General features: G+C 51.0%; 19 protein-coding genes and 1 pseudogene. 19 read left to right on the top strand and 1 reads right to left on the bottom strand.

The window, feature by feature from the left end; translation table 11 throughout:
- Positions 1–155 precede the first annotated feature (155 nt).
- From purD to ACX93W_RS25120, 11 genes and pseudogenes are all read left to right on the top strand, one after another.
- Positions 156–1418 (top strand): phosphoribosylamine--glycine ligase, encoded by a 1263-nt coding sequence (gene purD, locus ACX93W_RS25170; RefSeq protein WP_459395125.1) that lies wholly within the window; start codon positions 156–158, stop codon positions 1416–1418.
- A gap of 422 nt (positions 1419–1840) precedes the next feature.
- Complete coding sequence (locus ACX93W_RS25165) at positions 1841–2020, top strand: hypothetical protein (protein ID WP_459395124.1); 180 nt, start codon at positions 1841–1843, stop codon at positions 2018–2020.
- Between the two features lie 899 nt (positions 2021–2919).
- A complete protein-coding gene (locus ACX93W_RS25160) occupies positions 2920–4281 on the top strand; it encodes a polysaccharide deacetylase family protein (protein ID WP_459395123.1) in 1362 nt (453 codons plus the stop codon).
- Positions 4282–4372: 91 nt separating this feature from the next.
- Complete coding sequence (locus ACX93W_RS25155; RefSeq protein WP_459395122.1) at positions 4373–5830, top strand: FG-GAP repeat domain-containing protein; 1458 nt, start codon at positions 4373–4375, stop codon at positions 5828–5830.
- 21 nt (positions 5831–5851) lie between these two features.
- Positions 5852–6211 (top strand): annotated as a pseudogene (locus ACX93W_RS25150) (response regulator transcription factor); the annotation flags it as partial.
- A complete protein-coding gene (locus tag ACX93W_RS25145; protein WP_459395164.1) occupies positions 6209–6973 on the top strand; it encodes a winged helix-turn-helix domain-containing protein in 765 nt (254 codons plus the stop codon). The pseudogene ACX93W_RS25150 and the gene ACX93W_RS25145, both read left to right, overlap by 3 nt.
- On the top strand, positions 6970–8376 hold the full coding sequence (locus ACX93W_RS25140; RefSeq protein WP_459395121.1) for a sensor histidine kinase: 1407 nt from the start codon (positions 6970–6972) through the stop codon (positions 8374–8376). The genes ACX93W_RS25145 and ACX93W_RS25140 overlap by 4 nt, the downstream gene beginning before the upstream one ends.
- Before the next feature lie 304 nt (positions 8377–8680).
- Complete coding sequence (locus tag ACX93W_RS25135) at positions 8681–9499, top strand: alpha/beta hydrolase (protein ID WP_459395120.1); 819 nt, start codon at positions 8681–8683, stop codon at positions 9497–9499.
- A 217-nt stretch (positions 9500–9716) separates the two neighbouring features.
- Entirely contained in the window at positions 9717–10823 is a 1107-nt protein-coding gene (locus tag ACX93W_RS25130) for a DUF3048 domain-containing protein (RefSeq protein WP_459395119.1), read from the top strand.
- Between the two features lie 237 nt (positions 10824–11060).
- Entirely contained in the window at positions 11061–11672 is a 612-nt protein-coding gene (locus ACX93W_RS25125) for a DUF47 domain-containing protein (RefSeq protein WP_459395118.1), read from the top strand.
- 24 nt (positions 11673–11696) lie between these two features.
- On the top strand, positions 11697–12695 hold the full coding sequence (locus ACX93W_RS25120; protein ID WP_459395117.1) for an inorganic phosphate transporter: 999 nt from the start codon (positions 11697–11699) through the stop codon (positions 12693–12695).
- A 116-nt stretch (positions 12696–12811) separates the two neighbouring features.
- On the opposite strand, the gene ACX93W_RS25115 is transcribed toward ACX93W_RS25120, so the two are convergent.
- On the bottom strand, positions 12812–13546 hold the full coding sequence (locus ACX93W_RS25115; RefSeq protein ID WP_459395116.1) for a hypothetical protein: 735 nt from the start codon (positions 13544–13546) through the stop codon (positions 12812–12814).
- A gap of 198 nt (positions 13547–13744) precedes the next feature.
- Between ACX93W_RS25115 and ACX93W_RS25110 the strand changes: the two genes are divergently transcribed.
- The 8 genes from ACX93W_RS25110 to ACX93W_RS25075 all read left to right on the top strand — a co-directional run bounded on the left by ACX93W_RS25110 (position 13745) and on the right by ACX93W_RS25075 (position 20184).
- Positions 13745–14035 carry a YerC/YecD family TrpR-related protein gene (locus ACX93W_RS25110; protein ID WP_068683041.1) on the top strand — a complete coding sequence of 97 codons (291 nt, stop codon included), beginning with the start codon at positions 13745–13747 and terminating at the stop codon, positions 14033–14035.
- Between the two features lie 14 nt (positions 14036–14049).
- A complete protein-coding gene (locus ACX93W_RS25105; protein WP_459395115.1) occupies positions 14050–14820 on the top strand; it encodes a sirohydrochlorin chelatase in 771 nt (256 codons plus the stop codon).
- Between the two features lie 19 nt (positions 14821–14839).
- The gene (locus ACX93W_RS25100; RefSeq protein ID WP_459395114.1) at positions 14840–15751 is read left to right on the top strand and encodes a diacylglycerol kinase; all 912 of its coding nucleotides are present in this window, start codon (positions 14840–14842) and stop codon (positions 15749–15751) included.
- A gap of 389 nt (positions 15752–16140) precedes the next feature.
- Complete coding sequence (locus tag ACX93W_RS25095; protein ID WP_459395113.1) at positions 16141–16479, top strand: hypothetical protein; 339 nt, start codon at positions 16141–16143, stop codon at positions 16477–16479.
- 32 nt (positions 16480–16511) lie between these two features.
- Complete coding sequence (gene rlmD / locus ACX93W_RS25090; RefSeq protein WP_459395112.1) at positions 16512–17915, top strand: 23S rRNA (uracil(1939)-C(5))-methyltransferase RlmD; 1404 nt, start codon at positions 16512–16514, stop codon at positions 17913–17915.
- Positions 17897–18058: a hypothetical protein gene (locus ACX93W_RS25085; RefSeq protein ID WP_459395111.1), complete on the top strand. Its 162-nt coding sequence runs from the start codon at positions 17897–17899 to the stop codon at positions 18056–18058. Before rlmD ends, ACX93W_RS25085 begins: the two co-directional genes overlap by 19 nt.
- Positions 18059–18346: 288 nt before the next feature.
- Positions 18347–19036: a hypothetical protein gene (locus tag ACX93W_RS25080; protein WP_459395110.1), complete on the top strand. Its 690-nt coding sequence runs from the start codon at positions 18347–18349 to the stop codon at positions 19034–19036.
- A 23-nt stretch (positions 19037–19059) separates the two neighbouring features.
- Entirely contained in the window at positions 19060–20184 is a 1125-nt protein-coding gene (locus ACX93W_RS25075) for a helix-turn-helix domain-containing protein (protein ID WP_459395109.1), read from the top strand.
- Positions 20185–20191: the final 7 nt, after the last annotated feature.

Genomic DNA, 20191 nt, shown 5'->3' with positions numbered 1-20191 from the left:
CTCCGGTCCTCACGTAGCTTCGACTACGCTCCGGTCCTCGATTTCTAGCTTCTTGCCATCTTCTTGGTACTGAAAACCGGACTTTTTGAACCTGATTGTGCGGGGTCGTTCAATAATTCTGCTAAGGATGAAAAAATAAAAAGGGGGATGCAGAAATGCGGATTTTGGTCATTGGCGGGGGCGGCCGCGAACATGCGATTTTATGGGCGCTCAAAAAAAGCGACAAGGTAAAGGAATTGTTTTGCGCACCAGGCAATGCGGGAATCGCCAAGCTGGCGGAATGCGTGCCGATCGCGGTTTCGCAGTTTGACGAGCTGACGGCTTTTGCCAAGGATGCCTCCATCGATCTCGTGTTTGTAGGTCCGGACGATCCGCTTGCGGACGGTATTGTTGATGCGTTCGAAGCGGCGGGCATTCCGGCATTTGGCCCGAATAGACTGGCTGCAGAAATCGAGGGCAGCAAAATTTTTATGAAGGACTTGCTCAAAAAATACAATATTCCTACCGCCAAATACGAAACGTTTACGGATTACGAAACGGCGTTGTCCTATTTGCAGGAGCAAGAGGTCCCTATTGTTATTAAAGCGGACGGGCTTGCTGCGGGCAAAGGGGTAACGGTAGCTTTCACACGCGAGGAAGCTGAAAAGGCGCTTCGCGAGGCGATGGTAGACAAGGTATTTGGCGATGCGGGCAACCAGATTGTGATCGAGGAGTTTCTGGAGGGACAAGAAATGTCCATCCTGGCTTTCGTAGACGGCGAAACGGTTAAACCGATGGTTCCGGCGCAGGACCACAAGCCGATTTTTGATGGCGACAAGGGTCCCAACACAGGCGGCATGGGCACCTATACGCCGCTGCCGCATATTCCGCAAAGCATTGTGGACGATGCAATCGTCAATATCATTATTCCAACCGCTAAGGCGATGGTTAGCGAAGGACGTCCGTTCCGCGGCGTGTTGTTTGCGGGCTTGATGATTACAAAGGACGGCCCCAAAACGATCGAGTTCAATGCGCGCATGGGCGATCCCGAAACGCAGGTTGTACTGCCAAGATTGAAAACGGATCTGGTCGATATCGTGATAGCTGCCATGAACGGACGGCTGGGAGAAATGGATATCGAATGGAGCGATGAAGCTGCGGTTTGCGTCATTGCCGCTTCGGAAGGTTATCCCGGTTCTTACCCGAAAGGCCGCGTCATTGCCGGCATTGAAGAAGCGGAAGCGCAGGGAGCGCTTGTTTTCCACGCCGGCACCGCCTTCAAGGACGGCGAACTGGTAACCAGCGGCGGACGCGTGCTGGGCATTGTTGGCCTTGGCCGCGACATCGCGGAAGCACGCAATCGCGCGTACGAAGCGGTTAGCGTGATAAATTTCGAAGGCATGCAAAATCGTACCGATATTGCTGCAAAAGCGTTGTAGAAGTTGAAGTGGAAGCCATTCAAGATTGATGCTTGAATGGAATTAATATGTTGACGCTGTTTGTATCCGTCTGATAAGGATACAAACAGCGTTTTTTTGTACAACTGGAATAGACAACGCGGACTTTAACGGCGGTAACATTACTAAGAGAGGACTGCAACCAAAGTATCGGACAAGCATAAGCGTTGACTAGGTGTCAAAACAAACTAAAGGGATTTCTTCCGCAGGTTCAAGGGTCGACACACTCTTACGGACATCGAAGGCCATTAGAGCCTTCTTTTTGAGGAAAGTCAATTTCTAAAGGACATTAGCGTCCGTTAAAGCTTGTTTTTACCCCAAAAGTGCTGCTTTTTGGAGGCTAATGGACATCGGTGACCGTTACATTTGGCGAAACTAGCTATTTGAGGCTCTAATGGTCATCGATGACCATTAAACTGTACGCTATAGCCAGGCAGACAGGCAGACAGGCAGACAGGCAGCCAGGCAGTCAGGTAGGCAGGCAGGCAGCCAGGCAGACAGGCAGCCAGGCAGGCAGACAGGCGCAGGCAGACAGGCAGACAGGCAGCCAGCAGCCAGGCAGCCAGGCAGGCAGGCGCAGGTAGGCAGCCAGGCAGGCAGGTAGGCAGACAGGCAGACAGGCGCAGGTAGGTAGGCAGGTAGGCAGGCAGGCAGGTAGGCAGACAGGCAGACAGGCGCAGGTAGGCAGGCAGGCGCAGGTAGGCAGACAGGCAGGCGCAGGTAGGCAGACAGGCAGCCAGGCAGGCAGGCAGACAGGCAGACAGGCGCAGGTAGGCAGCCAGGCAGGCAGACAGGCGCAGGTAGGCAGGTAGGCAGGTAGGTAGGTGCAGGTGCAGGTGGAGGAAGAGGATGCTAATGGGTCTTTGACCACTATCTATATAAGTTGAACAATTCAAACAAGCAGTAGGCCAGAGTGTAAAGGGTAGTTTGAGCCTGATAAATGCCTAAAACTTTTGTTGGCCATGCATGATCAATCGCTATTTCGCATTCCTTGAGAGAGGGATGTGGAACAGCGATTTTTTTTTGAACAAATTTGTTGAAATCGACAACAGTTTGGTTTCTTTTTACGTCTGAAGGGTAAGGAGTCTTTATAACAGCTTGTTCGACATGAAGACGGGACTTCCGATAGACGTTGAACAGGTCCTTAGCAACAATTTGTTGTAAACCTCCTTGCTTCCCTCTTACGGTATGTCTTCAAACTCACTTACGGGCATCTGTCACCGCCTTTTCTCCCCCTGCTGCGTTACTTTTTCTTGACTTACCCCCGGTAAGCCTTCGAAAAAGCGCCTTGCAGGGAACGAAAATTCGGCAGTATCCGCTCCCTGCGGAGTTCGAAGTCACACCCTAGCGGAGAGGTGGACGAAGGCTCGAAAAATAGCAAGATTTGCCGGCGATTATTCGGGAATGGTGTTACTATTTTGTAACTCTCTTAGTCTACTGATTCGTTAAGATTAATGTATCAGCGGAATAGAAGGTGGACCTAATGAGGAAAAGAAGAAAAAGCGCAGGAAAATGGGGCATTTTGATTATGCTCGGAGTTATGATCGTGTTGGTTGTTGGCTGTTCGGCCGGTGTTGCGCTTGGGTTAACGGCGCTTGGGCCAGCCGATGGGAAGAAGGCTCCTTCTGAAGAGGTCCTGTCAGGTGGAGGTACGCTGAATGAGGAAACGCCGGGCAAAAATGAGGAAGCGCCAGGCAAAAACGAAACCGAAGGCGAGACCGCGGAGTACGTGCCGGGCAAGGATGTAGCCGGTATCAAACCGGGAGCCCATACGGACGGCAATTCCTCGGGAGAAAAGCCAGCGAGTGAAACAGGCGGCGGTTCCTCGGGAGAAAAGCCAGCGAGTGGAACAGGCGGCGGTTCCTCGGGAGAAAAGCCCGCGAATGGAACAGGCGGCAATTCCTCGGGAGAAAAGCCCGCGAATGGAACAGGCGGCGGTTCCTCGGGAGAAAAGCCCGCGAATGGAACAGGCGGCAATTCCTCGGGAGAAAAGCCCGCGAATGGAACAGGCGGCGGTTCCTCGGGAGAAAAGCCAGCGAGTGGAACAGGCGGCGGTTCCTCGGGAGAAAAGCCCGCGAATGGAACAGGCGGCAATTCCTCGGGAGAAAAGCCAGCGAGTGAAACAGGCGGCAATTCCTCGGGAGAGAAGCCAGCGAGTGGAACAGGCGGCAATTCCTCGGGAGAGAAGCCAGCGAGTGGAACAAGCGGCAAACCTTCGGGAGAAGGAACGGCTGGGAAGCCGGGCGGCCAAGATGGCAAGTCCCATCAAACAGGCGGCAAAATCGCGTTAACCTTCGACGATGGACCGGATACCCGCTATACAACGGCGATTCTGGACATTTTGAAGGAGAAGGATGTTAAAGCGACTTTTTTCGTAGTAGGGACGCAAGTAAAGAAATACCCTGATGTGTTGAAGCGAATTGTAGAAGAAGGCCATGCAATCGGCAATCATACGCAAAGTCATAAAGATTTGAGCAAGCTGACCAAAAGCCAAATCGTCAAAGAAATCGACGAAGCGGATGCAGCCATCGAGGATGTGCTGGGTTACAAGCCGGAAATGTTCCGCGCCCCTTACGGCGCATTGTCGGAAACGTTGAAAAAGACGTTGAAAGAAAAGGATCGTAAGCTGGTTGGCTGGACGGTGGATACGCGCGATTGGGCGGGCACCTCCATTAACGATATGCGAGAAGTGATTCGCAAAGGCAGCAAGCCTAATGGTATAATATTAATGCATTCCTTCGGAGGCAAACATATTGCCAATACGGTTGAAATGTTGCCCCAAGTCATTGATGACCTAAGGGAATTGGGTTTTACATTCGTTACCGCGGATGAACTAGTTGAATAAAACGCTACTCCGGCATATGGAGCCAAACGGCCCCCTGTGCCGGATTTGTGTTGAAATAAAGACGGAAACGCAAAGAGAAAGGGGAGCCCTTATGGAGGAGAGGAAATTGCTGCGCAGCCAAAAGAAAGCAAGCGTGGCCGGAAGAAGAATCATCATCGTTCTGGCAACGCTTCTTCTCATTTCGATGCTGGCCGCAGGCTGCCGATATACGGCCGCTCCTGCCGACTTGCTTGAGAAACCATCGATCGGCGATGAAAAAGAGCGGTTGACGTCGGCCATTCTCAAAGCGCTCCCGCGCTACAGCAAGCTCATGCTGCCTCACTCCGACGATTACAGGGAGGCGATACGCCTGCTTGATCTGGACGGCGACGGAGAGAAGGAAGCGTTGGTTACGTACTACAATGAATACAGCGCGCCCGAGGTTGTTGTGCTCAAACAGAGCGAAAACGGCTGGCGCCAATGGGTCATGATCGAACAGCCGATGGCGCGGGATATCGCCTGGATCAAGCTTCAGGATCTGGATTCCAGCGGCTGGCTGGAATTGCTGGTGGGCTGGGTGGGTTCTATTGAAAGTCCCAATGTATTGGAAGTGTACTCTTTTCAAAGCAAGGCGGAGCGGAATGACAGGGGCAGGCTTAAGCTGAAGCCGGTTCAGTCCATCCCTTATCAGTTGGCGACGACGGGCGACCTGGACGGCGACGGTTATCCCGAAATTGCCGTAATCTCCGCTTCCGCAAGAAGCGGGGAATCGGAACCGGCCAGCTATTTTTTGACGGTTCATTCCTGGACTCCGGGCAATATAACGATTAAAGATACGTTCCAGCTACCGGAAGGCGTCCATTCGTTTGAACGAATGCTGCTGGGGCAGGTGGCAGAGGGGATACAGGGGCTCGTCCTGGAGGGTGGAACCGGAGCGCATAGCATGTTGACCTATATGTATGCGTGGGAAGCCGGTTCGCTTCAAATGGCCTATCCCTCCAGAATTGTCGGATTGGATGATGGCGGATTCAGCGATCGTCCCACCAAAAGCGGCGATATGAACGGCGACGGGATTATCGAGCTTAACCGTACGAGAGAAGCCCCGGGAAATGACGATGTCCCGTATTCGGACATGTTATGGATCAATGATTGGATACAGTGGGATGGCATAGAGCAGTCCTTCACCAAGGTGGCGGAGCAATATATTGACAATACGTATGGCGTGGAGCTGGACATTCCAGCGGAATGGCGTAACCGATACAGTATGGCCAAGCCGCCCAAAACCTCCTATGGCATTGCAACCTTTTATTTTTACAAGGAAAATGAAGTTAAGGCCGAGCTGGCTACGCTTTATGTTGTGCCCAATCGGCAATGGTCCGGCGTTGAGTCGGTATGGCGGGAGGAGAACCGCCCGTATAAGGTGCTGGCTTCCAACAGCGGCAACATGTTTATTGTGTCCTTTGCGCGAAACGCTCCCGACGGCTTGGATGATGCCCAAAGAGATGAATTCAATGCAATGCTGAAGGCACAGGACCAGTTTTCCAAACAATTGGTGATCAAAAATGATTAGGGTCGGATGGCGGTGAAAAAAATGCGAATTTTGTTGCTGGAAGATGAAGAATCCATACGCGGATTTCTGCGCATTAATTTAAAGCGTAACGATATGGACGTGACGGAAGCGGAGAATGGCGAAGACGCGCTTGCTTTTGCTTATTCGGAAGGGCCTTTTGATATTGCGCTGCTGGATGTGATGCTGCCTACCATTAGCGGCTTTGAAGTATGCGAGCAGCTTAGACGGGATTTTCCCGCTATGGGCATTATCATGCTGACGGCAAAAGCGCAGGAGCAGGACAAAATTCATGGCTTGGAGCTGGGGGCGGATGACTATATCCAGAAGCCTTTTAGCCCCGGTGAATTGATCGCGCGCATCAAGTCGCTTCATCGGCGCATGGGCGCGGTCACCGTTCGGGCACGGGATTTTGATCCTGCGAATGCTTGGGATAGCCAAACAGCGATGGCGGATGAGACGGTTGATGCTTCACGGAGTCAACATTACGGCCCGGCGGGCGTGGCGGGCGATGCCCCGGGGCAGAAACACTCCGGCTCAACTAGCGCGGAGGATGCCGATGTTCCGTCAACTGGCAATACGCCAAGCGGCGGTTCGTCAAATGGCATTGCGTCAAGCGGCAATACGCCAAGCGGCGGTTCGTCAAATGGTGTTGCGCCAAGAGGAATCTCGTCAAGCGGCATTCCGTCCAGTGGTAATAGCGGGAGCGGGCATTCTTTTGATGCTGCTGGTTCTGTGTCAGAAAATTCCGCGAGCCATTCCGGTAGCGGCCGCATTTTTGAACCCGGCAAGGGGTCTTCCCCTGAGCTTGATCGTGGGGAGGAAGCATCCAGCCTTATTTTGAACAGCGGCCCCTTTAAGCTTTCGGTTCCGGAGCGCAAGCTGTGGAAGGACGGACAGGAAATCGTATTGACTCCTACGGAGTGGACGCTTGTCCGTCTGTTGATGGAGCGGCAAGGGACCAGCGTAAGCCGAGATCAGATTTTGAATGATGTATGGGGAAGGTATTATGTGGGAGATTTGAAGGTCGTGGACGTCAATATCCGGCGCATCCGGCAAAAAATCGAATCCAATCCCTCTAATCCATCCGTCATCGAAACGGTGTGGGGTTTTGGCTACCGTTGGAAACGGAGCATACAATCATGAAAAAAGTGCAAACAAGAATGGTGTGGAGCTACTTGCTGCTCATTGTCCTTGTCGTTATTGTGCTTGGAGGCACATTTGCGGTGCTGATGTGGAACTACTACTATGGTAGCGCGGAAAGCTCCGTCAAGCAGCGCGCGGAATCCGCGCTGGTGCTTCATGGGCGCTCCATGTCATCGTTAAAGCTCCAGGACCAGGCGGCTTACATGCTGCAGTATATGGCGGAGGTTGGCCCAACTCGCATCCAGCTTCTTAACGCATCCGGGCTGGTTAGAATCGACTCCGACGGTTTTGCTCCCGATATCATCTATACGACGGGGGATGTCCGGGCCGCAATGACGGGAGTGACCGGAACGTGGACAGGCGTAGATCCCTTTTACAGTGAACGGGTGGTGTCGGTTACCGTCCCGCTGTGGAACGACGCGCGTGTTGTTTCGCTGCTTCGTTATACTTCATCGCTGGAGCAGGTGGACCGGATGGTCAATCAGCTGATCAGCATGGCTGCCGTGATCGGATTTGCCGTTGTGCTGCTGTTTCTGGGGTTAAGCCTTTTTCTGGCTGGACGTATCGTCAGGCCGATTCTTGAGCTGACTCGTGCGGCAAGATATATGGCGGAGGGCGACTGGACGAAGAGGGCGACCAAACGGGGCGAAGATGAAATCGGGCAGCTTGCCGAAACGTTTAATACGATGGTGCTGGAGCTGAACAAAAGGGAAAAGTTGAAAAACGACTTCATTTCCTCGATCTCGCATGAGCTCAGAACTCCGTTAACCTCCATTAAAGGCTGGAGCGAAACGTTAAAAGACAGCGAACCTGCCGATGGCGAAGAGCTAAAGCAAGGTTTATCGATCATTAGCAAGGAGACTGACAGACTTTCGGGCCTTGTGGAGGATTTGCTTGATTTCTCGAAGCTTTCTAACAAAACGATGGATCTGACAACGGAAACGCTGGATTTGAACAGTCCTGTTAAAGAAACGGTTAGCCAACTGGCGGTCCGCGAAGAAAAAACAGGCGTAACGATTGTTGCCGAGCTGAGCGAAAGTCCAATTATGGTTAACGGAGACGCAAACCGGCTAAAGCAGGTGATGATCAACCTGATTGACAATGCTTTTAAATTTACGCCTGCCGGGGGGACCATTACGGTGGTGACAAAAGCGGAACAAAAAGAGGCGCTGCTAACCGTTAGCGATACGGGAGGCGGTATTCAGCAGGAGGATTTGCCTCATGTGATGGAGAAATTTTTTAAAGCAAGCAGCGGCAAGGGAGGTTCCGGTCTCGGCCTTGCCATCTGCAATGAAATCATTGAACTGCATGGGGGAAGCATTCTGATTACAAGCCGGCAGGGTTCTGGAACAACCGTTAATATCATGCTTCCACTGCTGGAAAGGGACATGGACAAGGAATAACGCGTTCTACTCCTTGTAAAACAGCAGCTGGCGGTTAGCCCATACATAGATGACTGCAATGACGACGCCAGCGCCAAGCATAATCGAGAGCCAATGATCTCTGATCCAGGCCACCCAGATTGGCATGACTCTTCCCTCCTCCGGTTATTGTCATTGTATCTTTTATCATTTTGTGCAGGAACGGGCACGGTATATACACAAGATGCCGTTGACAGCACTTTATCCGGGATGGTACGATAAAAGCAATCTAATTCAAAGTATACAGGTAGGAATTCTTTAATATATAAAAAGGGAGGTTGCTGTCTTGGAGAAGCAATTTATAATCAAGCATGAAGGTTTGGAGCTGACAGCTACGCTTCATTACCCGGCAAGCAGCAGCGATAGAGAAGATAAAAAACAGGCCATCGTTATTTGCCATGGCTTTATTGGAAGCCGCGTTGGCGTCGACCGCTTGTTTGTCAAAACAGCTAGAGCGCTAGCGGCGCAAGGCTCCTATGTACTGCGTTTTGATTACGGCGGATGCGGCGAAAGCAACGGCGATTACGGTGCTCTGGGCTTTGATTCCATGATCGATCAAACACGAGCCGCGATTGACTATGTATATACAATGGATTGTGTAGATCCAAGACGCATCGTGCTGCTCGGCCATAGTTTGGGCGGCGCGGTTGCCTTGATGACGGCTGTCAAGGACAAACGAGTCAAACGGCTTGTCATGTGGTCGCCGGTAGCTTATCCGTATAACGATATCGTCAGAATTGTGGGCAGGGCGAGCTACGATGAAGCCGTGACAAAAGGTACCACGGATCATGCGGGATATACGCTGCAGCCGGTGTTTTTTGATTCGCTGATGCAGCATCAGCCGTTCCAGGCGGCATCCCGATTCGGCGGCGAGGTTCTTCTGGTGCATGGCACCAGCGACGAGATGATTCCCGTGGACTACAGCTTCCTGTACCAAAAGGTGTTTTGGACTCGCAGCGAAGGGCTGTGCGACAAGGAAATTATATTTCAAGCTAATCATACCTACTCCTCAAGGCCCCATCAGGAGGAAGCTATCCGCGTAACCTCGGACTGGTTAAGCGGGCTGGATCGCCAGCAGCAGGAATGGCATCATTGGTCGATTTAATTGATACAAAACCGGCGATGGCAAGAAGGCTGTTGCGCCGTGTAAGGAAAGTTTAACTTTTAGGGCCGGGCGGCCTGACACTTTTGAAAAGCGGTTGCCCGGGCTTAAGAAGCCAAATCTGTAATCCAATTGTAACCAGAATAGCAGAGACAAGCCCGCCTGGCTGTGGTTAAATAGAATAGGGAATGTTTTATATTTCAGCAAAGGCGGGAAATCAATGAGTAAAAGATATAAAGGGTACATAACTGCACTTTTTGCGTTTATCATGATCGTGGGAACGGCATGCGCGGGCGGAACGACGACACCGCAGGAATCAAGCTCTCCTTCTCCTCCTATAACAGATCCAACCCCATCGCCTGAACCAACTCCGATGCCCTACGCGGCTCCGCTGACCGGAATTCAGCGCGAAACCGAAGCAAGCGAACGTCCCATTGCAGTCATGATCAATAACTTTTCGGCAGCGAGGCCTCAATCTGGCCTGAGTAATGCTGACATCGTATGGGAAGTTTTGGCGGAAGGCGGTATTACGCGGTTGGTTGCTATTTTCCAAAGCACGGACAAGCTTGAGGAGACGGTAGGGCCGATCCGAAGCAACCGGGCTTATCTCATCGACATCGCGGACAGCTACGGAGCGGTTATGGCTCATGCCGGCGGAAGTCCAGAGGCATACGGCATTTTGCAAGGACAGCATAAGCCTTACCTGGACGAAATTACAAATGCGGGTTCCGCTTTCTGGAGAAGCAAGGACAGAAAAGCTCCTCATAATTTGTATTCCGATCTGGACAAGCTTCGTTCCGCCGCCGAAAAGAAAAAATACGGCAATGAGGAACCACTGCGAAGCTACCCTTTTGCAGCTACTGCTGAACAAGGAACGGCGATAGCTGATGCCAAGGCGGAAGAGGCCAAGGAAATCAACGTTTCCTTTTTGCTGAAAAGCTATAATGTGGGCTACACTTATGACGAGGCGACAGGCCTTTACTTGCGGGACATCAACGGCGAGCCTCATATCGACCTTAACAATTCGGAGCAGCTGAGCGCTGCCAATCTGATTGTTTTTGAAACAAGCCACAAAACATTGGATGACGTGGGACGTCTTGCGGTAGACTTGAAGGCGGGCGGACCGGCTTATCTGTTCCAGGGCGGTAAAAAAATCGATATCGAATGGCTAAGGGCTTCGGACGGCATGGTTCGTTTTATTAAGGACGGCTCTGAAATTTCGCTTGTGCCTGGAAAAACCTATATTCATGTCGTGCCAAGCAAGCCGGCCTTGCAGGAGCATGTAACCTGGGTACAAAAGACCGAAGAGGGCAATACTAGCGATTAAGGGACTGAATCTGTGACGGACGAGGGTCAAAAGGCCTTCGAAGAGCGATTTCGGAAACGAAATCGCTCTTTTTTTTGTCGATTCTGCAATATTTGTCGAAGGACAGTTGTGAATTGCAAAAAAATATGCTTAAATTTTCATGAATGTTTACATTGCGTTAACAAATGCGATGTACACTGTATGAGGCGCGATGAAAGCACCGCAATACCTAACTCTCAAGTTGATAAGGGGATTGACATGTTCAAGAAAAAGGATATTTTCTTCAAGACGCTGGAAGAAATGGCAGATACACTGGTTGAGGCTGTTGAATATTTTGCAGATGGTGTATCCAATTTGTCCGATGTTAAGGCATTTGCCAAACGGATGAAAGAAATGGAAAGCGAATGCGACCAGTACACGCATACGATACTGAAGGAATTGAACAAAACGTTCATTACGCCGATTGAGCGTGAGGACATTATGGCTCTTACCACTTCGCTTGATGATGTTATGGACGGTGTTGAGGCTTGCGCATCCCGCTTTGAAATGTATCACATTAAGGAAAAGGACGAATACATTACGCTATTTGCCGATATTCTTGTCCGTTCCGCCCACCAAATCAAAAACGCCATCTACCTTTTGACTCAGAAAAAGCTGCTTCCTATGCGCGAGCATTGCATCTCTCTGAACGAATTGGAAAATCAGGCGGATGACTTGCTCCGCGTATGCATCACCAGCTTGTTCGCAAATGTAAAAGATCCGATTGAGCTGATTAAGCGCAAAGAAATTTACGAAAGACTTGAGCAAACGACCGACTGCTGCGAGGACGTTGCAAACACGCTGGAATCGATCATTATGCGTAACAGCTAATCTAAGGGAGCAGAGGTCGTTAACATGGAATTGTATGTACTTTGGATCGTCGTTTTTCTGGCCCTTTCATTCGACTTTATTAACGGATTTCACGATACGGCTAACGCGATCGCCACTTCGGTATCCACCCGAGCGCTAAAGCCGCGGGTCGCCATATTGATGGCGGCTGTGATGAACTTTGCCGGAGCCATGACGTTTACGGGCGTGGCCAAAACGATCGGCGGAGGGGTGGCCAATCCCGCCGAGCTGCAATACGGGGTTGAAATCGTAATTGCCGCTTTGGTATCGGCGATTATCTGGAACCTTGTAACCTGGTGGTTCGGCATTCCGTCGTCCTCCTCCCATGCGCTGATCGGGTCCCTAGCGGGCGCCGTTATCGCGGGCGCAGGCCTTGGCGCAGTCAACTCAAGCGGCCTGCTTGACATTATGAAGGCGCTCCTGATCTCGCCTCTGATTGCATTTACCGCGGGTTTTATCATCATGTGGATTCTGAAACGGATTTTTGCGAAATCCAGTCCGCATCAGATCAATAAAGGGTTCCGCTTCGGACAGATCATTACCGCTATGTTCCAGTCTTATTCTCATGGCACCAACGATGCGCAAAAAGCGATGGGCATTATCGTTTTTGCCCTGGTCGCGGCTGAAATTCAGTCGGATATGGAAGTTCCGCTTTGGGTTAAAATCTCCGCGGCTACGGCTATGGCGCTTGGAACATCGATTGGCGGCTGGAAGATCATCAAAACGATGGGCACCAAAATTTTCAAAATCGAACCAATTAACGGCTTTGCCGCGGATATGGGTTCGGCGATGGTTATTATTACGGCGACTCTTCTTCACTTGCCGGTCAGCACGACGCATGTCATTACGTCCTCCATTCTAGGCGTAGGCAGCGCCAAACGCTTCTCGGCTGTGCGCTGGTCCGTCGCGGGACGTATTGTCATCGCATGGGTGATAACCATACCGATTACAGTTCTTGTGGCGATGCTTGTTTTCTGGCTGATCCATATGCTTTTCCTGATTTAACGAGGCTAAACCTGCAAAGGACAGCGTCACCCCAATAAGCGAATGGCTTATCGGGGGAGCTGTCCTTTGCTTGTTGCCGCCGCTAATGGGGCTGATCGAGCATTTGAGGGGCGGCATTACCGGCGCCGCCCGTTCCGCCCGCGTCTTCGGCCTGATCCCGTGCGGGGTCTAGCCGTGCCTGAACCGCTCCGGCGTCGCCTGCGACGTCTTGGAGTTTGAACGCTGCTGTCAGAATCGGATGACGCTGACGACTTTTTGCCAAAAGAGCCAAACAATACTTTGACCATAGGAGCCATTTGGGTGACGCTGCTGACTACCTTTTGCACTTTGGTGACGGTGGTCAAAATGCCGTCGATGCCGCCCATCCGGTCGACAAAACCTTTGATCTCCGTCAGGTTAGGCAGCTTCGAAAGTTGATTGGCCAAGGAAAACCCTCCGCCTGACTGAGAGGTCGCCTGAGGGTTGACCTCCGTCAAGCTGTGCTGTTGTTGAGGCACAACGGCAGGCAGCAGGCTTTGGCTTGACTGGCTGGAAATATGGGCTCTCGGGGGCGACTGCCTCTGAGTATCGCCCTGATTGACAAAATGACCATGCAAGCCGGGATAATGCGGGCCATGCTGATTTTGGCCCTGACGATGGTTGCTGGATGGCCCCTGAGCAAAGCTTCCATGCTGCCCGTAATGGCCGTTGTTGCTAGACTGGCTATATCCCTGTTCGTATCCGCGGGACTGTCCGAAAGCCAGCCCGTGGCCGCCAGGCCGGCTTTGGTCCTGACGCTGGCCGCCAGACTGCCCGTATCCCTGGCCGTTGTTTTCGTGGTGGCGAGGTCCGGGGTAACGAGGATCATTCAACAGAATCACAACCCTTTTTTTAATAGCTTATGGTGTAGGCAAACATAAGGATTGGACTGATGTCCCGACTTTTGCAAAAAAAGTGGTCATTGGCCCGGCTTTTCTCTCCGCCTTCAATGCGTGAACACGGTAATGTTTGAATAAATGCCCATAAACGGCTACAATAAGTACATCGAGTAATCATGGGAGTGAATGCACATGCAGCTCAAGAAGCTGAACGATAAAGCAATTGATCAACTATTCGAAGCGATTCTTACTTTGAAATCGGTAGAGGAATGTTATATATTTTTTGATGATTTGTGCACCGTTAACGAAATCCAGTCCTTGTCCCAACGTCTTGAGGTTGCGAGAATGCTGGGCAAAGGGAGTACATATAACCAGATTGAAGCGGAGACAGGTGCTAGCACTGCAACGATTTCCCGCGTTAAACGTTGTTTGAATTACGGCAATGACGGGTATAAAATGACGTTGGAGAGAATAGGCAAATAGGGTGGAATACAAAAGTGAAAAAATACGGTATTCTGGTCATCAGCCACGGCTCGCAGGAGACCCGCTGGGTTAAGCTGGTGGATGAAGCCGTGAAGACTGCATCCGCGGGCTTCACTGTGCCTGTCGTGTCCGCATTTTTGGAAATTGTGGATGGCAGGCTTATTCAGGATGGAATCAACGAGCTTGAGAGATTAGGCGTCACGGATATGTTAGTTGTGCCGTTATTCGTTTCCTCGGGCAGCACGCATGTGGACGAAATCGGAGGAGCGTTTGGTTTGCCGCAGCTCTCGGAACAAGAGAACGAGCTGGGCACTTTTGTAGTGTCCGCAAACGTGTTTTTTGGCGCGCCGATCGACGACGACACCGAAATCGCGGAGCTGCTGCTCTCTAACATTGCCGAGCTTTCGCAGGAGCCTGCCCGCGAGGCTCTGCTTCTGGTTGGACACGGCAGCATAGAGCCGGGGTTTCACGAGCGCTGGACGCAAGGTCTGCAGGCGATGGCGACAAGATTGTCGGAGCTTGGCGGCTTTGCCCGTGTGTCTTATGCCATGCTGCTGCCGGATCAAGCCATGTCCAGGCTTCTGGAGCTGCAGGAAAAAAATCCTGGGGAAGACGTCATCGTTGTTCCGTTGTTTTTGAGTCAGGGTTATTTTACGGATAAGGTTATTCCTAAAAGGCTTGCAGGGGCAGACTATCGATATAACGGCAAGGCGATGCTTCCTAATCCCGCCATCGAACGTTGGCTGGAGCGGCAATTCCGTGAGTGGCTTGCGCCGCGTGTTTGAGAAAGGGGAATAATCCGGGATGAAACGGGCTAGATTGATTTATAATCCAACGTCGGGCCGCGAAGAAATGAAGCGGCGATTACCCGATATTTTGCAGCGGCTGGATCAAGGCGGCATCGAGACAACCTGCCACGCGACCATTGGCGAAGGCGATGCGACGCTGGCGGCGGCGGATGCGGCCGAGCGCGGCTATGATATGATTATCGCGGCCGGCGGCGACGGGACCTTGTACGAGGTCATCAACGGACTGGCCGATAAGCCGAACCGTCCTCCGCTCGGCATTCTGCCGGTGGGAACAACCAACGATTTTGCCCGGGCGACCGGTATCCCCAAGCATTGGGAATATGCGTGCGATCTCATTATCGGCCAATACACAAGACCCATTGATGTGGGGAAAGCCAATGACCGGTATTTTATCAATATTGCGGGCGGCGGCTCCTTGACTGAGTTGACCTATGACGTGCCCAGCAAGCTGAAAACGATGATCGGGCAGCTGGCCTATTATATGAAGGGCCTGGAGAAAATGACCCGGCTACGCCCGACGGAGCTTGTTTTCGAAGCGGCTGGCGTGGGAAACTTTCATGACGAGTTCATGATGTTCCTTATCTGCAACAGCAACTCGGTAGGCGGCTTTGAACGTCTGGCTCCGGAATCCAAGCTGGACGACGGCCTGGTGGACGTGCTGTTAATCCGCAAAATGAACCTGGCGGAATTTATCCGGCTGGTGTCCCTTGCGCTGCGCGGCGAACATTTGAACGATTCGCATGTCATCCATTTCCGGACGAATCACCTTAAAGTAACCACGCCGGACTACGTCCAGCTTAACCTGGACGGCGAATATGGCGGCGTGCTGCCATGCACCTTCTCGGTGCTGCCGTCGCATCTGCAGATTTTTACGGATGAAACGGGCGTTTCGACCTATAAGGGTTAAACTATTTCCGGTTGGTTATATACTTCAGAACATGTCTTGGGCGTGTCTGAAAACTCCGCAGGGAGCAGGTATTGTTGGATTTTTGTTTACTGCAAGGTGCTTTTTCGAAGGTTTACCGAGGGTAAGTCAAGAAAATGCAACGCAGCAGGGGGCGAAAATACGGTGATAGATGTCCTTGAGTTGAGTTTTCAGACACGTCCTCGGCATGTTGTGGTTTGATGCTTCCTATGCGTCCATCCCGACTTTGGATAGAACGGAGATTTACATGAAAAAAAAGCAATCAGGAAAAACGGGGCAAGCACCGGGCAAGTCCCGGAATCAGATGCAAAGCAGCGGTAGAGCAAAGCCTGCGCAGAGCGGAGTGAAGCGTGAGGAGAGGTCTGTGCAGAGTGGCGCTGGACGTGAGGCTAAGCCTATGCAAGGAAGCGCTAGGCGTGATGCAAAGTTTGCACAGAGTGGAGCCAGACGAGGGGCTGGGCCTGTTCATGGCAATGCAAAGCGTGACGCGAAGCCTGAGCAAGGACGCAGTAGGCTTGCTGGTGACGACAAACGTGGGAAGACTTTGGGTAAGCAACAGTCAACAGTCCGTACAGCGAACACTGACACAAAATCGGCCAACATTGCTGCTAAACCGGCGACCCAAGCACCAGCTGCGAAAAGCTTTGGCAGCTCGCAAAGCAACCTGCGATCATCTCAGAAGAATGTCCGCGGCGGGAACGTTGAACTGACGAACGCTTTTGATAGAAATGAGCAGGTCGAAATGGATATTATCGGCTTGACGCATGACGGGGAAGGGGTAGGCCGCGCCAATGGCTTTACCCTTTTTGTGCAGGGCGCTTTGCCTGGCGAAAAAGTCAAAGCCAGCGTCACGAAAATGAAAAAGCAATATGGCTACGCACGATTGGAAACCATCCTTGAGGTGAGCCCGGATAGATTGGAGCCGCCTTGCGCAATTTACGACGAATGCGGAGGCTGCCAGCTTCAGCATATGGACTATGCTGCGCAGCTTGAGTGGAAGCGGCAGCATGTCGTGGACAACCTGCGGAGGATCGGGAAGCTGCACATTGAAGGTGAAGCTCCAGCCGACTCGCAGGCAGCGGAGACGGCTCCAAACCAGCCTTTGAATGCTGTCAAAGTAATGCCGACCATCGGTATGGACGAGCCATGGCGCTACCGGAACAAAGCGGCTGTGCCTGTTGGCGCATCTGACATTGACGGGGGCTTAATCGCGGGCTTTTACGAGCGAGGCAGCCATCGGATTATCGATATGGATGATTGTCTCATTCAGCATAGCGAAAATGATGAAATCGTTCGGGTCGTAAAGGGAATAGCTCGCGAGTTGCGCGTGAAACCATATAACGAAGAAACGGGCGAAGGCGTGTTGCGCCATGTGATGGTGCGTGTTGGGGTCGTGACGGGCGAAAAAATGGTCGTGCTCATTACCAATACCACCCGTCTGCCGCGCCAGCCGGAATGGATCGAGCATTTAAGAGCCGCCTTGCCGGGGCTTAAAAGCATCGTGCATAACGTCAACGAACGCAACACAAACGTCATTTTTGGCGATGAAACAAAAGTGGTTTGGGGCAAAGAGGTGATTTATGACGAGTTGGATGGAATCCGCTTTGCGATCTCGGCTCGTTCCTTCTACCAGGTGAATCCCGCGCAAACCGTATCGCTGTATCGCAAGGCGTTGGAGTATGCGGCATTGACGGGGAAAGAGAATGTGATCGACGCTTATTGCGGCATCGGCACTATCTCGTTGTTCCTTGCTCGCGCAGCAGGCCGTGTGTACGGCGTCGAAATCGTCCCGGAGGCGATTGAGGATGCGAAGCGCAATGCCGAGCTGAACGGCATCAACAACGCCGAATTTGAAGCCGGACCGGCGGAGGTCGTCATTCCTCGCTGGCGCAAGGAAGGCATCCAGGCGGATGTAATTGTGGTTGATCCACCTCGTAAGGGATGCGACCCGGAGCTGCTGGATACCATTCTGAAAATAAAGCCGGAGCGGGTTGTTTATGTTAGCTGTAATCCGTCTACGCTAGCGCGGGATCTGCGGATATTGGAAGATGGCGGGTACCGTGCTGTGGAGGTTACTCCGGTGGATATGTTTCCTCAGACGAGTCATGTGGAGTGCGTGGTGGGGATATGTCGAGTCGATACCTAGAAGTCTACAGCTTTCAGCATCCGGCGAATTATTTTTCCTTTGCGCAGGATGACAGTGACTATAAAAATAAGCTGCTGCGAGATACGATTAAGGTTTCGGTTGTTCTGGATTTGAAGTGGATGGATATGACGAGTGATTTTTAAAATACTAGAATCATTGTTCTTATGCTATTTATGACATGAACGTTGAAAATGTTCTGAAGAATAGCAGGTGCACTGGAGTTGCCTGTGGACGAAGTTAAGAAAGCGCAAGTTCCTGAAAATCAATAACCATATATGCGGAGGAAAGGGAGATGAACAAGAGTCCCTTTCCTTTTTCAGTTTTATCACTAATCGGACTAGACTTAATAGCTACCTAATCTAGTTATACTTGACAAATGATATAAAAAGGTAAATAATACAACTAAGAACTTGGGGGGTGGAACTAGAGCCATGAACGAACGCGCAGCCGCAGTTGTTGAAGATTGTCGCCTTACAGATAGTCAACGCACAGCCATACTGGCCGGTATAGCCGAAGGGAAGCGACTATTTACACAAACAATGGAAGCGATGCCGAAGACTTCAACGATAACGTATTCTATCAGATTTCTATACGAGTTAGTCAATACCTGTGTTGAAAATGAGATTTTAAAAAATTCGCATGTAAATATGAACGTTGAACATAGGAAAGCGGGATTTTACCCGTATATTGTGGCGCGGGATCAAGAAAGAAACGTTGCCGCGTTGGTGTTGCCAATTCCTAGCGGCAAAGATTTCGAGCCTTGTTTGTTCAGGGGGGAATTTGCCATGACAAACGTGGATCGACTGCTGGCAATGGGAGCAACGATTCAAGATCTGGCAATGGATATTGAATATCAGCCTTCATTGCCTTTTGGCATTGACCATTTGCCCTTTGGTCTTATTGTCAGCTATGATCGGGAAAAGGAAATTGTTTTTGAAGGGGCGCTACAGCCAAATCAGGAACTATGGCTCTTCAACGAAGCAATGACTGGACAAGCAGTCGTTCAGGCTAGTAAAGTGGTTTCATTTCCTAAACCCATGCATGATGATACGGATATTTCTCTTTCCCTTACTCCAGCAGCGCTGCAAGAAAAGGAAAGGGCGGTTCGTAGTAACAAATAATTTCGATTAAGGAGTTTATGGATGTGAATGAACGCGTCTTTAATCCAAAACGACTGCGCGAAGCAAGAATGGTTCGCGAATTAAGCATATCCGAGTTGGCGGATCGAATTGGCGTGAGTAAGCAGGCAATCTCACAGTTTGAGCTCGGGGAAAGCATTCCGAAGGCCGAGAATATGATGGCGCTCATTCATGAACTGCGTTTTCCGAAAAATTTCTTTTTTGGGAAAAGCGATCATTACGTAGGGAACACTTTTTTTAGGGCAAACGCAACTGCCACCAAAAAAAGTCGAGAAATGCAGTTGAACAAATCGTATTTGGCAGGCTACCTATTTGATTATTTGAAGACTTATATCGATTTTCCTACACTTAATTTGCCTAGCGCCAAATCGCTCGACAACTGCCAGTGGGACGCACTCTCTATTGAAAAATTAGCCAGAGAGACAAGAAAACATTGGGGGCTGGGAGACCAGCCGATTGCTAACATCGTCAATTTGCTTGAGCGCAACGGCATTATGGTTTTTTCTATTCATATGAACAGCGAGAAGATCGACGCCTTTTGTCAACATCGCAAAGGGCGGCCGTTTATATTTTTGGGCAACGATAAGCAGTCTGCGGTTCGACGGCAACTGGACGGGGCTCATGAGCTTGGTCATCGTCTTATGCACGAAGATGTCAATAATGATCTCCTTTCCAAAGAGGAGTTTAAAAGAGTAGAGGAGCAAGCAAATCGTTTTGCTTCCGCTTTTTTGTTGCCCGCGGAGGCGTTCGCTCAGACTGTAACGTCAACCTCATTGCTGCATTTTGTGGAATTAAAGAAATACTGGAAAGTGTCGATAGCCGCGATGATCTATCGATGCAAGGACCTGGGATTGATTACGGAAAGCAAATATACGTCGCTGTTTAAACAAATGTCCATGAAACGCATGCGCGTAAAAGAACCCTTAGACGATGCGATACCCGTTCCGGAACCGACAGTTTTAAGAAAAAGCATTCAATTGTTGTTTGAAAATAATGTGAAGAATGAACTGCAGATTATTCACGAGAGCGGCGTGCCGCAAGAATATGTTGAGATGTTGTGCAATTTAGACGCAGGAACGCTGAATGTCAAAGAACCCGAAGCGGCTGTTAAATTGGTAGCCCATCCTTAGGGGGCGG

This window comes from Paenibacillus sp. CAU 1782, assembly GCF_054551715.1.
This window is presented reverse-complemented; position numbering and strand designations above follow the sequence as displayed.

Coding starts and splice junctions, on each gene's coding strand:
- ACX93W_RS25110 (WP_068683041.1), top strand. CDS start 13,745: ATGCAGCTCAAGAAGCTGAACGATAAAGCAATTGATCAACTATTCGAA.
- ACX93W_RS25140 (WP_459395121.1), top strand. CDS start 6,970: ATGAAAAAAGTGCAAACAAGAATGGTGTGGAGCTACTTGCTGCTCATT.
- purD (WP_459395125.1), top strand. CDS start 156: ATGCGGATTTTGGTCATTGGCGGGGGCGGCCGCGAACATGCGATTTTA.
- ACX93W_RS25100 (WP_459395114.1), top strand. CDS start 14,840: ATGAAACGGGCTAGATTGATTTATAATCCAACGTCGGGCCGCGAAGAA.
- ACX93W_RS25085 (WP_459395111.1), top strand. CDS start 17,897: ATGTCGAGTCGATACCTAGAAGTCTACAGCTTTCAGCATCCGGCGAAT.
- ACX93W_RS25160 (WP_459395123.1), top strand. CDS start 2,920: ATGAGGAAAAGAAGAAAAAGCGCAGGAAAATGGGGCATTTTGATTATG.
- ACX93W_RS25165 (WP_459395124.1), top strand. CDS start 1,841: ATGACCATTAAACTGTACGCTATAGCCAGGCAGACAGGCAGACAGGCA.
- rlmD (WP_459395112.1), top strand. CDS start 16,512: ATGGATATTATCGGCTTGACGCATGACGGGGAAGGGGTAGGCCGCGCC.
- ACX93W_RS25120 (WP_459395117.1), top strand. CDS start 11,697: ATGGAATTGTATGTACTTTGGATCGTCGTTTTTCTGGCCCTTTCATTC.
- ACX93W_RS25145 (WP_459395164.1), top strand. CDS start 6,209: ATGGGCGCGGTCACCGTTCGGGCACGGGATTTTGATCCTGCGAATGCT.
- ACX93W_RS25080 (WP_459395110.1), top strand. CDS start 18,347: ATGAACGAACGCGCAGCCGCAGTTGTTGAAGATTGTCGCCTTACAGAT.
- ACX93W_RS25155 (WP_459395122.1), top strand. CDS start 4,373: ATGGAGGAGAGGAAATTGCTGCGCAGCCAAAAGAAAGCAAGCGTGGCC.
- ACX93W_RS25125 (WP_459395118.1), top strand. CDS start 11,061: ATGTTCAAGAAAAAGGATATTTTCTTCAAGACGCTGGAAGAAATGGCA.
- ACX93W_RS25130 (WP_459395119.1), top strand. CDS start 9,717: ATGAGTAAAAGATATAAAGGGTACATAACTGCACTTTTTGCGTTTATC.